Source organism: Streptomyces yunnanensis (assembly GCF_029011865.1).
GTDB lineage: Bacteria > Actinomycetota > Actinomycetes > Streptomycetales > Streptomycetaceae > Streptomyces > Streptomyces yunnanensis.
On sequence record NZ_CP095749.1, the window covers coordinates 8,364,262 to 8,379,620 of the forward strand.

13 protein-coding genes are annotated in these 15,359 nt (G+C 70.1%); 9 read left to right on the plus strand and 4 right to left on the minus strand.

What is annotated here, in order from left to right; translation table 11 throughout:
- Window positions 1–78: 78 nt before the first annotated feature.
- The 3 genes from MOV08_RS36595 to MOV08_RS36605 all read right to left on the minus strand — a co-directional run bounded on the left by MOV08_RS36595 (window position 79) and on the right by MOV08_RS36605 (window position 4,880).
- Window positions 79–2,004, minus strand: coding sequence for a helix-turn-helix domain-containing protein (locus MOV08_RS36595; protein ID WP_275310470.1), 1,926 nt, complete (start codon window positions 2,002–2,004; stop codon window positions 79–81).
- Between the two features lie 125 nt (window positions 2,005–2,129).
- Window positions 2,130–3,521, minus strand: coding sequence for an MFS transporter (locus MOV08_RS36600; protein ID WP_275310471.1), 1,392 nt, complete (start codon window positions 3,519–3,521; stop codon window positions 2,130–2,132).
- Window positions 3,522–4,226: 705 nt separating this feature from the next.
- Window positions 4,227–4,880, minus strand: coding sequence for a TetR/AcrR family transcriptional regulator (locus tag MOV08_RS36605; protein WP_275310472.1), 654 nt, complete (start codon window positions 4,878–4,880; stop codon window positions 4,227–4,229).
- A 108-nt stretch (window positions 4,881–4,988) separates the two neighbouring features.
- Between MOV08_RS36605 and MOV08_RS36610 the strand changes: the two genes are divergently transcribed.
- From MOV08_RS36610 to MOV08_RS36630, 5 genes are all read left to right on the plus strand, one after another.
- On the plus strand, window positions 4,989–5,174 hold the full coding sequence (locus MOV08_RS36610; protein ID WP_275310473.1) for a hypothetical protein: 186 nt from the start codon (window positions 4,989–4,991) through the stop codon (window positions 5,172–5,174).
- Window positions 5,175–5,233: 59 nt separating this feature from the next.
- Window positions 5,234–5,632: a VOC family protein gene (locus MOV08_RS36615; protein ID WP_275310474.1), complete on the plus strand. Its 399-nt coding sequence runs from the start codon at window positions 5,234–5,236 to the stop codon at window positions 5,630–5,632.
- Between the two features lie 239 nt (window positions 5,633–5,871).
- Window positions 5,872–7,095 carry an IS110 family RNA-guided transposase gene (locus MOV08_RS36620; RefSeq protein ID WP_275312008.1) on the plus strand — a complete coding sequence of 408 codons (1,224 nt, stop codon included), beginning with the start codon at window positions 5,872–5,874 and terminating at the stop codon, window positions 7,093–7,095.
- 236 nt (window positions 7,096–7,331) lie between these two features.
- On the plus strand, window positions 7,332–9,458 hold the full coding sequence (locus tag MOV08_RS36625) for an aldehyde dehydrogenase family protein (RefSeq protein ID WP_275310475.1): 2,127 nt from the start codon (window positions 7,332–7,334) through the stop codon (window positions 9,456–9,458).
- Window positions 9,459–9,538: 80 nt separating this feature from the next.
- Window positions 9,539–9,913 (plus strand): GntR family transcriptional regulator, encoded by a 375-nt coding sequence (locus MOV08_RS36630; RefSeq protein WP_275310476.1) that lies wholly within the window; start codon window positions 9,539–9,541, stop codon window positions 9,911–9,913.
- Here the strand turns inward: MOV08_RS36630 and MOV08_RS36635 are convergent.
- A complete protein-coding gene (locus tag MOV08_RS36635) occupies window positions 9,884–10,798 on the minus strand; it encodes a LysR family transcriptional regulator (protein WP_275310477.1) in 915 nt (304 codons plus the stop codon). The genes MOV08_RS36630 and MOV08_RS36635 overlap by 30 nt on opposite strands.
- Before the next feature lie 183 nt (window positions 10,799–10,981).
- Here MOV08_RS36635 and MOV08_RS36640 point away from each other — a divergent pair, with 183 nt between their 5' ends.
- The 4 genes from MOV08_RS36640 (at window position 10,982) to MOV08_RS36655 (ending at window position 15,202) form a co-directional block, all read left to right on the plus strand.
- Window positions 10,982–12,418, plus strand: a complete 1,437-nt coding sequence (locus MOV08_RS36640; RefSeq protein WP_275310478.1) for a M20 family metallopeptidase — start codon at window positions 10,982–10,984, stop codon at window positions 12,416–12,418.
- A 35-nt stretch (window positions 12,419–12,453) separates the two neighbouring features.
- Window positions 12,454–13,803, plus strand: coding sequence for an MFS transporter (locus tag MOV08_RS36645; RefSeq protein ID WP_275310479.1), 1,350 nt, complete (start codon window positions 12,454–12,456; stop codon window positions 13,801–13,803).
- A gap of 402 nt (window positions 13,804–14,205) precedes the next feature.
- Window positions 14,206–14,859, plus strand: coding sequence for a hypothetical protein (locus MOV08_RS36650; protein WP_275310480.1), 654 nt, complete (start codon window positions 14,206–14,208; stop codon window positions 14,857–14,859).
- Window positions 14,860–14,989: 130 nt separating this feature from the next.
- Window positions 14,990–15,202: a hypothetical protein gene (locus MOV08_RS36655; RefSeq protein WP_275310481.1), complete on the plus strand. Its 213-nt coding sequence runs from the start codon at window positions 14,990–14,992 to the stop codon at window positions 15,200–15,202.
- Window positions 15,203–15,359 lie beyond the last annotated feature (157 nt).

The following is a 15,359-nucleotide window of genomic DNA, read 5'->3' on the forward strand; positions in this document are numbered from 1 at the left end:
CCGGTCGGCCCACCGTCCGCGACCGGCACGGCGGGCAGCGCGACGGGGGCGTCATGTCTCGGCCGGCGGGTCGCGGCGTCAACTCCCGGTCAGCCGATGGAGCCGGAGCGCGATCTGCAACTCCAGTGCGCGCTCGGGGCTGTTCCAGTCGTCCCCGAGCAGTGCCTGGACCCGGTCGAGCCGTTGCACGACCGTGTTGACGTGCACGTGGAGCTCCTCCTTGGCGCGGGTCAGGCTCCCTCCGCAGCCGAAGTACGCCTCAAGGGTGCGCACCAGCGCGGTGCCGCGTCGCTCGTCGTACCGCAGGAGCGGCCCCAGGACACCGGCGACGAAGCCGTCCGCGTCCTTCTCGTCGCCCAGGAGTATGCCGAGGAACCCCAGGTCGGCCGCGCAGGCACCGCCCTCCCGGCCCAGCACGCGCAGGGCCCGCAGACACCGGATCGCCTCGGCGTGGGCGGCGGCCAGTGCCTGGGGTCCGGCCGCGGGTCCGGCCGCGGCGACCGTCACCGGCGCGCCGGCGAGCCGGGTGAGGTGCCTGGCGGCGCTTCTGGCCACGTCGCCGGGCGGGGTGCCGCTCTCCGCGAGCAACACCACCACCCGGCCGGCGTGTTCGGCGCTGATGCTGTCGCCGGCGACGCGGTGGCGCATGGCCGCCCCGGCCAGTCGCTGCCGGGATTCGGCGTCGGCCTCGGCGACGAGCAGCAGATGGGGCCGGTCGAGGTCGAAGCCCAGGCGGCGCCCGCGCTCCGTCAGGCCGAGGGGATCGCGGTCGGGGGCGTTGAGGAGATCGGTGATCAGTTCCCCACGGATCCGGTTCTCCGCCTCGGCGACGGAACGCCGTTGCAGCAGGAGCAGGGCGGTGACGACGCCGGCCCGCTCGAAGAGCCGCTTGGCGGCGTCGTCGAGGTCGGGCCGGCCGTGCAGGACCAGACTGCCCAGCACCTCCTGCCCGGCCAGTACGGCACACGTCCAGCGGCCGTCGCGGAACACCGTGCGGCCGGCGGTCCGGGAGTCCGCCACGACCTCGGCCACCGTGCCGCGGCCGGGGAACGCGGCGCCGCCGGGGCCGACGGCGGTGAGCACCCGCCCATCGGCGTCGTGGATCGCGATGGCCCCGTCGAGCAGGTCGGCGACCGCGGCGGCCACGTCCCGCACGTCGCCGCCGCGCAGCACCAGATCGGTGAGCCGGTCGTGCGCCTCCTCGGCGCGCTGCATGGTGGCGGCGTGCTCCTGGATGACCTCGTTGGCCGCCGCCAACTCGGCGAGCGCAGCCCGGGTGTTGGTGATCGCAGCCGCGGTGTCGATGGCGATGGCGGCGTGCGCGGCCAGCGAACACAGCAGGGCGATCTCGTCGGGCGAGAAGGCCCGCGGGGTGCGGTCGGCGGCGAACAGCACGCCGATGACCTCACCGCCGCCGCCACCCCCGGACCCCAGGAGCAGCGGCACGCCGAGGATCGCGACCAGGCCCTCGTCGAGGACCCCGGCGTCGATGGTGCGGGTGTGACGGAAGCGGCTGTCGGTGCGGTAGTCGGGTGTGACGTACGGCTGGGCGTTCTGGGCGACCAGGCCGCCGAGGCCGTCGCCCAGCCCCAGTCGCAGCCCCTGGAACAGCACGGACACCGAGCCGTCGGTGACCCGCATGTAGGTGTCGCGGGCCGCCGGGTCGGGGAGCGTGAGGTACGCGGTGTCGGTGCCCAGCAGCGTCCGGGCACGGCGCACGATCGACTGCAACACGGCATCGAGGTCGCGCAGTCCGGCCAGGTCACCGGCCGTGTCGAACAGGGCCGCGAGCTCCGCCTCACGCCGCCGGTGCTGCCGCAGCGCGCCCCTCATCCGCAGCACGGTCCGGGTGGCGCCCTCCACCTCGGACAGATCCTGCGCACCGACCCCGTTGACGCGCGCCTCGGCGGCGACCGCGCCGAACTCCTCGGCCGGGGCGTCCGCGCCGAGCAGATCGATCAGGCGACGCAGGTACGGAGCGGCGGACACGGTATCTGGGTTCATGAGGCGAGCCGTAGCAGGAGAGAAGTGAAAAGGGGAAGGGGGACAGGAAAGGGGGACAGGAAAGGGGGACAGGAAAGGGGGACAGGAGGGGCCGACCTCCCGCCCCCTCCCGCCGATGATGTATCTCAGGCGGACGAAGCGGCTGTCTCCCCCGCGGCCCCGTCCGAATCCGACGGATCGCCGACAGCCCCCGGGGACACCCGGGCGAGGTCGCGCCCACGGGTCTCCCGCGCGGCGGCCAGGGCGATCACGGTGAGCACGGCGGCCGACGTCACATACACCGCGATCGGCGTCGCGTCGCCGTACGAGGACAGCAGCGCCGTCGCGATCAGCGGAGCCGGCGCACCGGCCGCCACCGAGGCGAACTGGGCGCCGATGGACGCGCCCGAGTACCGCATGCGGGTGGCGAACAACTCGGAGAAGAAGGCGGCCTGCGGCGCGTACATCGCGCTGTGGAACACCAACCCGACCGTCACCGCCAGCACGAGGGCCGGGAAGGACCTGGTGTCCAGCAGAGCGAAGAAGGCCCAGGCCCACCCGCCCACGCCGACCGCCCCCACCAGGTACACGGGCTTGCGCCCGAGCCGGTCCGACAGCGCCCCGAACACCGGAATCAGGCAGAACTGGATCGCGGAACCGATCAGTACGGCGTTCAACGCGGCCTGCTTCTCGATCTTCAGATGCTCGACGCAGTAGGCGAGCACGAAGGTCGTGATGACGTAGTAGGAGATGTTCTCGGCCATCCGCGCGCCCATGGCGATCAGGACGTCCCGCCAGTGGTGGCGCAACACCGCCACCAGCGGCGGCTGTTCGGCCCCCTGCTCCGCCTTGCGCCGCTCCGCCTTCGCCAGCGCCTCCTTGAAGAGCGGCGACTCGTCGACGGACAGCCGGATCCACAGACCGACGCCGACCAGAACCGCCGAGAGCAGGAAGGGGATACGCCACCCCCACGCGGTGAACGACGCCTCGCTCTGCAACGTCGTCATCAACGACAACACACCCACGGCCAACAGATTGCCCGCCGGAGCACCCCCTTGCGGCCACGAGGCCCAGAACCCACGGCGCTCGGCCTCACCGTGCTCGGAGACGAGCAGCACCGCGCCGCCCCACTCACCGCCGAGGGCGAAGCCCTGGACCAGCCGCAGCGTCGTCAGCAGGATCGGCGCGGCGACCCCGATGGCGTCGTACCCCGGCACACAGCCGATCAACGCACTGGCCCCGCCCATCATCAACAGACTGACCACCAACAGCTTCTTGCGTCCCAGGCGGTCGCCGAAGTGCCCGAACACCAAGGCCCCCAACGGCCTGGCGACGAACCCGATGGCGTAAGTGAGAAACGACAGCAAGGTCCCCGTCAACGGGTCGGACTCCGGAAAGAAGACCCGACCGAAGACCAGGGCCGCGGCGGACCCGTAGAGAAAGTAGTCGTACCACTCGACGGTGGTCCCGACGAGACTGGCGGCGACGACCCGTCTGAGTCCGGCGGACGTCGGGGGAGCGGTTGCGGGGGCGACCATGAGACTCACTTCCGAGCGGCGTATGGGGACCTTCCAGCGTCGCCATACGCTAGAAACCCGCAGGTCAGAGGGGTATGTGGTGGACCGCCACAGTTGCCGGGCGCGGGATGTGCGCGGCCACCACCGGCGCGACCGGCGGGGTGAGTGACGACCGCCCGAGGGCACGAATCCGTCGCTGTGAGTGGTGCGCCATTTGAGACGTTTTGACGGTGCGGTGCTGACACCTGTGCTGGTTCTGACGGGCGTTGGGGGGAACTGGTCCGTGTACGGTCCGGATCTTGGCGTCAGCGCCCTGACTGCTCCCAGAGCCTTCGACGGCACTCGGGGGCCGTGCACCACGCGGTCGGCGCATCTGCTGGAGCAGCGTGGCATGGCGATCCTCAATCGCTTCGAACGTGGTCGTGGTCGCTTCCCTCCGCGGAACTGCCATCGAGGTTCGACGAGGAGCGGGCGGAGTCCGGGGAAGAGGGGACTGCCGCCGTCGGGATGTGAGCACACCGACCTCGCCGGATGCTGATCGCGACACCTCTTCGGATTCTTACTTCTGTGGTCTGACGCTTTGACGGCTTGCCTGGGGGGATCGGCCGACGGTTGCTCGTCGAGGCGGCGGGCTTCCGATCGTGGAGAACGCGTCCTCCTCAGGTGAGCAAGCGTCTTGCCGCCACGGGCCGGGCACCGTCGGAACGCCGACGAGCGACGCCTGGCTCACGCTGCGGCGTAGTCGGCGAGTGAAGGCTCCAACAGGCCGAAGGCGCTGTCCGCCTCAGCGATGACGGTGGCGGAGATCCGGGCGTTGTCCTGGCCGGTGAGGGTGAGTTCCTGGATGCGCTGGAACAGGGTGCGGTGCACGGCGCCGAGCAGGGCGGCGGCGGTGCGGGGGGTGATGTCGCCGCGGGGTGTGCCGGTGGCGTCGGCCAAGGCGTCCGCCAGGGCGGCTTCTCGCAGGTCGTGCAGGTCGCGCAGGCGGGCGGAGAGGGTGGGGCTGTCGGCGATCATGCGGGCGAAGTCGGGGCCGGAGAACCCGGCGACCGGGTCGGCGACCGCGGTCGCGTCGGCAAAGGCGCGGCGCAGGGCCGACAGGGCCGACTCGCCGGCCTGGCGCCCGGTCACCGTGCCGGCCAGGGAGGTGGTGAAGGCGTCCTGGTGGTCCAGGGCCAGGTCCTCCTTGCGCGGGAAGTAGTTGGTCACCGTCTTCTTCGCCACCCGCGCGGCGGCGGCGATCTCGGCGATGGTGGTCCGCTCGAAACCCCGGGTGAGGAACAAGCCGGTGGCGACGTCGGAGATGAGCTGCCGGGTCTCCTGCTTCTTGGATTCCCGCAGGCCGGTAGCGGGTGCGGACGGGGCGGCGTCAGTAGTCATGCAGCAATCTTACCCTCGTGGCATTTTTATGTTGACATCCTCAGGGGGTCCTGTCTAAGTTTACGTCGGTCGTAAGTTTCCCTCGTGGAGCGAAGAACGGATGTGCCCATGCTCGAATCCCGCCCCGTCGCCCTTCGGATCGCCCCCGTCAAGATCGGCCCGGTCCTGACCGAGCGCGACAACCGTGCCCCGGCTCTACCCCGCGGCACCCAGCGTCCCGCCCGCGTTCTCGCCGCACCCGCCCGACGGGTCCCCCCGAAGGCCCGCAACCTGCCGCGCCGCTCCGGCTACTGACCTGCACTCACCCGGCACCCGCACCTCCGCCTCCCGAAAGACCACTGAGGAGAACCGTCTTGCAGATCACCGCGTCCACCGTCTCGCTCACCGTCGACGACGTCGCCGCGTCCCAGCGGTTCTTCACCACCCACCTCGGCTACGCCGAACAGGCCGCTGCCGAGGGATTCGCCTCCCTGGCGCGCGACGACGTCGCGATGGACATCGTCCTGCTGGCACGCGGTACCGAAGTGCTGCCGGCCGACCAGCGCGACCAGCACGCCTGTGGCCTGATCCTCGCCTTCACCACCACCGGCATCGAGCACGAGGAGAAGCGGCTGCGCGCCGAGGGAGTCGAGATCACCATGCCGCTGCGTGAAGAGCCTTGGGGCGAACGCCTCTTCCAGGTCACCGACCCCAACGGCGTGATCGTCCAGTTCGTCGAATGGGCCACCCCGCCCGCCGCCGAGAACGCCTAATGGGAGCTACGGGGCCGGGGAATGCTCGGTTCCGTAGCCGCCAGCAGGTGAGCACTACGTCCGCCGGAAGCAGTTGAGTTCTGCTGTCAGACCGTGCCCCTGCTGGTGGCCGGGAGGCCAGACCGCTGATGGGGTGGCGTGCCCGCCCCGCGGGGCGTGAGCACTGGATCCATTAGGCCGCGTGCCGTGCCTTCCGCAGGCTACGCCGCAGCATGAAGAACGGAATGAGGGAGGGCTTGTTGCTGCTCATTGGTGACGACTGGGCCGAAGACCACCATGACGTCGAGCTCCAGGACGAGGACGGCCGCAAGCTTGCTGCCGCCAACCTGCCCGAGGGAGTGGCGGGTATCGCCAAGCTTCATGAACTCGTCGCCCGACACGGCGGCGACCTGGATCCCTGGGACGTGGTCGTTGGCATCGAGACCGACCGGGGTTCGTGGGTGCAGGCCCTGATCGCCTCCGGTTACCAGGTGTACGCGATCAACCCCCGCCAGGTGGCCCGGTTCAAGGAGCGGTACGCCTCCTCGGGAGCCAAGAGCGACAAGGGCGACGCCCATGCGCTCGCGGACATGGTCCGCATCGACCGTGACCGCCTGCGGCCGGTAGCTGGGGACAGCGACACCGCCCAGGCTGTGAAGGTCGTCGCACAGACCCACCAGACCCTGATCTGGGAGCGCACCCGCACCTTCCAGCGGCTTCGCAGCACGCTGCGCGAGTACTTCCCCGCAGCCCTGGCGGCATACGCTGACCTCGCGTTGACCAGCACTGATGCCCTGGAGCTGCTGATCAAGGCCCCTACACCAGCCGCCGCGGCGAAACTGACCCGCACCCAGATCACCGCCGTTCTGGCCCGGCACCGTCGGCGTAACCGAGAGGCGAAAGCGGCCACCATCCAGGCCGCACTGCGCGAGCGGCAGCTCACACTGCCAGAGCAGATCACGGCCGCCTACTCGGCCGCCGTCACCGCGCACGCGAGGCTGATCATCGCACTCAACGAACAGATCTCCGAGATGGAAGAGCAGGTGAAAGCCCATTTTCTGATGCACCCGGACGCTGAGATCTACCTCTCGATGCCGGGCATCGCGGAGATCACCGGCGCCCGGGTGCTTGCCGAGTTCGGAGACGACCCCACCCGATACGCCTCCGCGAAGGCCCGCAAGAACTACGCCGGCACCAGCCCCGTCACCCGGGCTTCCGGCAAGAGTCACACCGTCCAGGCCCGCTACGTCCGCAACAACCGCCTCGCCGACGCCCTCCAACGCCAGGCGTTCTGCGCTCTCAACGCCTCCCCAGGGGCCCGTCGCTATTACGACAAGCAACGAGCCCGCGAGGCCGACTACAACCCCGCCCTCCGCCAGCTCGGCAACAGGCTCGTTGGCATCCTCCACGGATGCCTCAAAACCCGCACCACCTACGACGAAGCAACCGCGTGGTCACACCACGCCTGCCCCCAACCCGCTTGACGCCCTATGGCATGGGGTGTCTGACAGGCCACCGCGTCAGGCCGATCCGGGCCCTGCCCCGGCAACGCCCGGCCCGGACCGTGTGCGACAACCCGCAACCCGGCCCCTGCCCGCCAGGCTGAACAGGAGGAAGAGGAAGCTGCACCATCACCGCCCATCATCAGAACTATCACTCATTGTGTCGGTGCGTGAGTGAGGTGTATTGATCGGGGTGTGCGACGGCCCAGGATCGAAGCGTGAATGGAGCCTTTTCCCCGCCGCGGCCTGCCTATCCGGTGCTGGTGGGCGGTGTTCCCGAGCCCGGCGAGGGCTGGGTGCACTGGCCCAGGAGCAGCGCGCTGCTACGCGAACCGTACGACGTACTCGCCCTGAAGGCGCGCCTGGATCACGGACGGGCTGCCCCGGAGGACCACGCCGATCCGAGGCTGGTCGGGAGGGTGGCTCGATCGACCGAAGCGCAGGCCGTGGCGGCGCTCGCCCTGGCCCGCAAGGTGCAACCGGCGTGGGCGCGGGTGCCGTTGGAGCGGCGGCTGGACTTCGTCCGGGCATTCCACCACCTCGTGCGGGAGCGGGCGGGGGAACTCGTCCAGGTCCTGGTGGCCGAAGGGCATCCGGTGCGCGTGGCGCACTGGGCCCTGTCGGCGACGCTGAACCTGACGCACCCGGACACGCTCGACCACGCCCGGGACGCCATGGTGTGGGAGGGCAAGCAGGCCGGCCGCGTGGTGCGACTGGTGCGCAAGCCGGACGGGGTGGTGTGCCTCAGTCCGGCACGCAACGCCCCCATGCTCACCGCCATGGCCGCCGTACCGACCCTGGCGGCCGGGAACGCGCTGGTCCTCAACGTCCCGCCCGCGGTTCCGCTGAGCACCGCCTACGTCTTCCACGAACTGGTTGCCCCGCTGCTGGCGGAGTACGGGGCCCCGCCCGGCACGCTCAGCGTTCTGTGCGCACTGGCCCGGCCCACCCTGCGGTCCTGGCTCGCATCGCCCGACTGCGACGACATCTTCTTCTTCGGCGGCCCGAGCCAGGGTGCGCAGCTCACCCGGTCCTGTCTGGAGCACGGCAAGAAGCCCATCATGGAGCTGGCCGGGAACGACGCCTTGATGGTGTGGCGGGACGCGGATCTGCACCAGGCCGCCGACGCGGCGGTGGAGCGGTACCAGGGCTCGGGCCAGCTCTGCTTCGCCCCCAAGTTCGCGCTGGTCCACCCGGCGGTGGCCGAGCAGTTCACCGAACTGGTGCGCAGCCGGGTGGCCGGGTTGCGGGTCGGGCCGCCTGAGGATCCGGAGGTCACACTCACCCCCGTGGTCAAGCGTTCCCAGTGCACGGACGTCCTCGACGACGCCGTGGCCAAGGGTGCCGAACTGCTCTGCGGGGGCGAGCTGGTCGACGTGGAGGGCGCGCCGACGCCACGGGGGCCCTTCGTCAGACCGGTGCTGCTGCGCGTACGGGGGCTGCCGGAGGCGGCGACGATGCGGGCGGTCACCGAGGAGACCTTCTTCCCGCTGATGTGCGTGGTCGTACCCGCGGGCGCAGCGGACGCGACGGAGGCCGCGGACGGCGAACTGCTCGACGCGCTGATCTCCTTCGTCAACGCCAACAGGTACGGGCTGCGCAACTCCCTGTGGGCCCGCGACCCGGACGTCATCCAGCGGTTCACCGACGAGGTGACCAACGGCGGCGTACTGAAGGTCAACGACAGCCACATCGGCACCCTCCCCGTCCTTCCCATCATCGGCGGGACAGGACTCTCCGGCGGTGTGTTCGGCGAGGCCAACATCCCGATCCTGCGCACCACCCGCCTCCAGGGAATCAGTATCGGCGCCGGCGAGCCAGGTCACTTCGACCACCTCGCCGCCGCCGGGCTGCACCAGGTCTCCGGACAGCCGTCCGTGGCCGTCCGGCTCGGCTCCCAGCTGCTGACCAAGTTCGGCGAGCCCGCGACCTCCCCCAAGGGGACCGCCCTGATGGAAGGCATGGCTCGCTTCTGGGACGCCCTCGCCGCGGCCGCCGACGCCGACGGGGACCAACGGCTTACTCCCGAGGAGTACCGCGCGGGCATGACGGGCGCGTTCGTCAGCTCTCGTGGCGGGTTCGAGTCCTCGCTGCGGCCCCTGGCGGAAGCGGTCTGCGCACTGCTGGACACCGACGGGAACGGCGAGGTCGACGAGCAGGAGTTCCAGGCGTGGCAGGAGGTCTTCCGTACCGCCCCTGAACACCGGGCCATCGCGTTCCAACACCTCGACACGGATGGCAACGGCGCGCTGAGCGTCGACGAACTCTTCGCCGCCATGCGCCAGTACTACACCAGCCCCGATGCCCAAGCGACCGGCAACTGGCTCTACGGCCCCCTCCGCTGAATCGCCCTCACCCCTACCCCGGCGAGGGGCCCCACCACCGGTCCGGAGCGGGGCCACTCGCAGGTCGGGCATCAAGACGGGTGTCGGACGCGCTGACCGCGGACATTCGACATGGGCGGTACAAGCCCGGTGGTCACATCCCCTCTGAGCCCGAGCTGTGCAACCGGTTCAATGTGGCGCGGGAGACTGTCCGCAGGGTGGTGCGGGTACTGCGGGAGCGCGGGCTCATTTTTCGTCGCACCGTGGGAATGCGCGGCTGTCTGACGGAGGCCGACGACCGAAGTTCTGCGGGCGATTGGTTCGGTTGGTATGCGCTGTTCTGCATGGACACCGGCTTTGCCGGCCATCGAATCCGATCATTCAACTCGTCATGGGTAGGCGCCGCCGGTACCGGAACAGGCCCCGGCCCGGCGGTGGAGCCCGGGTCAGTCTTGCGGTCCCGACGGGTGCAGTAGCGATACCAGCAATGTGGTGAACTGCGTTGCCGCCCAGGGCAGTCGTCGGCCGAGCATCGTCTGGACCTGGGCTTCGCGGTGGCGGAAGACCGGGTGGTCGAGACGTACGTAGGCGAAGCCTTCGGCGACCGGGTCCGAGCGCAGGTCGCCCAGGTCGCCGACGAGCGCGATGCCGCCGCGGGAGCGGACGAACTCGTACTTCGGGGCCAGGGCGTCGCAGACCAGCGCCGGCCGGGCGGTCAGGCCCTCCATGTGCACGCCGATGTCGAACAGGTCGCGGTGGGTGGTTCCGGCCGGGGGCAGGGCGAGGGGGTACTCGCACAGTTCCGCCAGGCCGGCTCGTTCACGGCCGGCGAGTGGGTGTCCGGGCGGGACGACGGCGGCCATCGGCACCACGACGGAGCATTCCACCCGCACGTCGTGCCGGGGGGCCATGGCGTAGGTGACCGCGATGTCGGCGACGCCCTCGGCCACCCGGCGGGTCGCCTCCTGGTGGGGCACGCGGTCGAGCCGGAACGTGACGTCCGGGTGGCCCTGCCGGAAGACCGCCATCGCGTGCGGGACGAGACGGCGCGCGAAACCTTCCGAGCAGGCCACGGTGACGTTGCGGACTTCGGCACCGCTGCCGGTCCGCAGCTCGGTGACGAGCGCGGAGGACTCGGCCTCGCTGCGGCGGGCATGGGCCAGCAGCCGCGATCCGGCGTCGGTCAGGGTCATCCCGCGCGGATGCCGGACGAACAGGGCGACCCCGATCCCGGATTCGAGCTTGGCGATCTGCCTGCTGACCGCCGAGGGTGCGACCCGCAGATTCTGCGCGGCCTCGGTCACCGCCCCCGTCCGGGCCACTTCGAGGAAGTACGCCAGGCTCACCGGCATGAGCTGCATGGGACCTCCATCGGACCTCCATGGGGTGGGGGTGCCGCCTGACGCGTGCGCCGGTTTGCCGATATGAGAATGCGATGGAGCATAAACGGCAATAGTCAGGTCCGGAAAGCGCCCATACGCTGCTGAGCCAACACGGCACACGCCCGTGGACCCGTATCCGCGCCATTCCCGGGAGCAACCCCAGTGATCCCCGAAAACCTGGTCCGTCGGGCCGAGGAGTACGTCGACTCGGGTGCCTTCTTCGCCGACCTGAGCACCATGGTCGGCTATCCCACCGAGAGCACCCGCCCTGAAGGACGCGTTGCCGTCAAGGCATACCTGGATGAGGTTCTCGCACCCGCGCTGACCCAACTCGGCTGCTCCGTCAGCGAGTACGCCAATCCGGACCCCTCCGGCGGGCCGCTCCTGGCCGGCACCCGGGTGGAGTCCCCGGAACTGCCGACGCTGCTGTGCTACGGCCACGCCGACGTGGTGGACGGCCACGCCGGACAGTGGAGCGGCGGCCGCGACCCGTGGACCCTGACCGCCGACGGCGACCGGTGGTACGGCCGCGGGGCGGCCGACAACAAGGGGCAGCACCTGGTCAATCTCGCGGCGTTGCGGCTGCTGCTGGCCGAGCAGGGGTCGCTCGGCTTCAACCTGACCTTCCTCTTCGAGACCGGTGAGGAGATCGGCTCGCCGGGGCTGGCCGCCTTCGCCGCCGCCCACCGCGAGGAGCTGCGGGCCGACGTCCTGATCGCCTCCGACGGGCCGCGCCTGGACGCGGCCACGCCGACGCTGTTCCTGGGCGCGCGCGGCGGCGTCAGGCTCCAACTCGACGTCGATCTGCGCCCGGACGCGTACCACTCCGGCAACTGGGGCGGCGTCCTGCGCAATCCCGCCACCACCCTGGCCGGTGCCGTCGCCAGCCTGGTCGACGGGCACGGCCGCATCCAGGTCCCCGCGCTGCTGCCGCCCGAGCTCCCGGAACCGGTGCGCGAGGCGCTGGCCGGCGTCACGATCGCCGGCAGCCCCGGGGATCCCGCCCCCGACGAGGGGTGGGGCGAGCCCGGCCTGACCGCCGCCGAGCGGCTCTACGGCTGGAACACCCTTGAGGTCCTGGCACTCGGGTCGGCCGACACCGATCACCCGGTCAACGCGATCCCCGGCCGGGCCCGCGCCGTCCTGCAGCTGCGGTACGTCGCCGGTACCGACGTGGACCGGGTACGGCGGGCCGTCGCCGAGCACCTCGCCGCGCACGGATACCCGATGGTCGAGGTCACCGTCCTGCGCGGTTTCCCCGCAAGCCGCACGCCGCTCGACGACCCGTGGGTTCGTTGGGCCAGGACGACGCTGGAACAGGTCACCGACCGGCCCGTCGCCGTCCTGCCCACCATCGGCGGCTCGCTGCCCCACCACGTCTTCACCGACATCCTCGGCCTGCCCACCTTGTGGCTGCCGCACTCGTACCCCGGCTGCCTCCAGCACGCACCCGACGAGCACCTGCTCGGCACGATCGCCCGTCAGGGCATCGTGCTGGCAGCCGCGCTCTTCCACGCCCTCGGCCACCCCTCGGCCGACCACCCGCTCCCCGCACGCCCCCAGGTCCACCCCCCGCTCCCCGTCCCCCGATCGGCCTGACCACCGTCGGCCCAGCGCCTGCCGGAAGGACCCCGATGACCGACGCCTCCGCCCAGCCGACCCACCCGCCCCCATCAGGGAACGCGCCGACGACGCCCCCGAGAAGGGCCGCCGCCATCCGCGCGATAGCGGCGGCCACGATCGGCAACGCCCTCGAGTTCTTCGACCTCGCCCTGTACGCGCTGATGGCGGCGCACATCGGCAGGACGTTCTTCCCCGACGGCGACCCGGGCATCCAACTGATCCAGACCTTCGCGGTGTTCGGGATCACCTATCTGGTACGTCCGATCGGCGGGCTTGTGCTCGGCTCGTACGCCGACCGGCGGGGGCGCAAGAACGCGCTGATGCTGTCGATCCGGCTGATGGTTCTCGGCACCCTGCTGATGGCGGCGATGCCCGGCTATGCGACGCTCGGCCCCGTCGCACCGCTGGGGATCGTGCTCGCGCGGCTGGTCCAGGGCTTCGCGGCCGGTGGTGAGTTCGGCGCCGCGACCTCCTTCCTGGTCGAGCGGAACAACCGGCGCAAGGGCTTCTACGGCAGTTTTCAGTTTGCCGGTCAGGGGCTCGCCACCCTGACGGCCGCCGGGTTCGCCACGGCTTTGACCGCGACGCTGTCCGACGCCCAGATGACGGCCTGGGGCTGGCGGATCCCCTTCGTCTTCGGTCTGCTCGTCGGCCCCGTCGGGTATCTCATACGCCGCTACGTCGAGGAGTCACCGGCGACGGCCCAGGAACCGGCGGCACACCAGGGCACGGAGAAGTCCTCCCCGACTACGGAGAAGACCTCCCCGATCCGTCTGGTGTTCCGCCACCACTGGCGCGGCCTGCTGATCGCGAGCGGGTCCGTGGTGGTCTCCACCGGGCTCAACTACTGCCTGCAGTACCTGCCCACCTTCGGGATCAAGGAGCTCGGCCTGGATGAGTCGCTGTCCTTCACCGCCCTGCTCGTCACGGGCGTCATCCTGACCCTCGGGACCCCGGTGATGGGTCTGCTCACCGACCGGTTCGGACGGTTGAGAATCATGGTCCCTGCCGCGGCGCTGATCGGCCTGAGCGCCGTCCCGCTGTTCATCTGGCTCACCCGAGCGCCGTCCTTCCTGACCCTCGCGCTGTGCATGACCGTCCTCGGTCTGCTGAAGGCCGCCTACGTCGGCGCACTGCCGTCGGTGATGTCCGACGCCTTCCCGGCGGAAGCCCGGGCGACAGGGCTGGCGTTCAGCTACAACACGACGGTCGCCCTCTTCGGCGGCTTCACCCCCACCATCGCCACGACGCTGGTCACGGCAACCGGCTCGCGGATCTCCCCGAGCTACTACCTGCTGGCGGTCTCGGCCCTGAGCATCGCCGCGCTGGTGGGCGGGTGCCGGATCCGAGGCATCCGTTGACAGGATCCTGCTTCGCCGGCGCCGGCGCCGGTGCTCTGCGAAGGAACGCCCTGGTCAGGTCGATACCGGACTGCGACATCGTGCGCCGGGATCAGGCAGATGGTCAGGCTGGAGTCGGTCTGAACATGCCGCAGTCCGGCCGAGTTGAGTCGGTCAGCGGCCCCGCCAACCAGGCCGTTTCGAGGTGCCGTTCGCGAAGCCGCAGCGTCGCGGGCCCACCCTGAACATCCCCCGAAAAGCTCTCTGAACAGCGGCGCGACCGACAAGCGATCGACGCCCGAGCAGTTCCCAGCAAGTTCCCTACAGGTTAAGGAGATCCACGTGTCCCCACTGCGCGCAACCCCTGCTCGTCAAGACCAACGGAGCGGAGCCAAGCGACGGTCCAGGCGCACCGCACAGCGTGTGAGCGCGGTCCTGGCCCCCTTTGCGGCGTTGACGTTCCTCACCCCGGTGACCGCGCACGCGGACGAGGTCAAAGGCCAGGACGCCGGTAAGGACCCGAAGCTGGCCGGCGAACTGATCGACTACTGCCAGAGGAACGCCAGCAGTTGCACGTTCACGCCCTATGGGAACGCGCCCCAGACGTTCGACGCGGCGCCTGAGGTCGTCTCGGAGAAGAAGTACAACTGCTCCAAGACGGAGAACCTCGGCGCCAAGTACGCCGTCTCCCGGAAATACGGCGGGAGTTACACGATAACGACGGGCGTCACGCTGGGCGCCGAGGCGGGGGGAAGCCCGTTCGACATCGCGGTCAAGGGCTCGATCCAGGCCAAGTACGAGGAATCCCGTTCTTGGAACTGGGAGACCAGCACCACGGAAGAACTCAATGCCACGATCAAGCCTCGGATGGCCGGTTTCGTCAAGGCCATCAAGCACATGAAGTCAGTCGAAGGCTCACTGTTCGTCAAGCGGTACAACGATAGCGGCGTCGGCTACAACTACTACCTCCTCGACCACATCTTCGCCGCCATGCAGGAGCGCACACCCTCCCTCGTGGCGGACGAAGCGCCGATGACGTCCCAAGAGACCCAGAGCTACTGCTCCACTGCTCGTTAGCCGTACTGCGGCGAGGGTCCGTCAACAAGCCGACGGACCCTCTGTCCGCCTGACCCACGGGGAACCACCTGCGTGCCCTCGACCGCTGGCCTGCCAGTCATCGGCTCGCGCTGAGCCGTCGATGCTCGCCATGGTGCCGACGGCGGGTCTGTGGTGGGCCCTGGCCCTCACCGGACCGTTCGCCTGTGTCCTGCCCTGGCTCGACGCCTTGGACGCCCGCGCGCTCGACCAACTCACCGCCAGAAAGGTCCCCTTCGGCCGCCGTCTCGTCGCCCTGCTGCTGGACGCGGTTCGCGCCTGCTCCGCCTCTTCCGCATGGAGCGATGACATGCGCAGGCCGTAGGTATATGGTTTCGGCCACTGTTGCCCAAGGTGATGTTCTGGCCAGTGATTGATCTGGTGGTCGATCGCTGCGGTGCCGCAGGGCGCAGTACCCCACCCCCCTCACAGCTCTGCCTGTGTGTACCGATCCCGGTCGTGCCAGACCGGGGTCGTGCGCG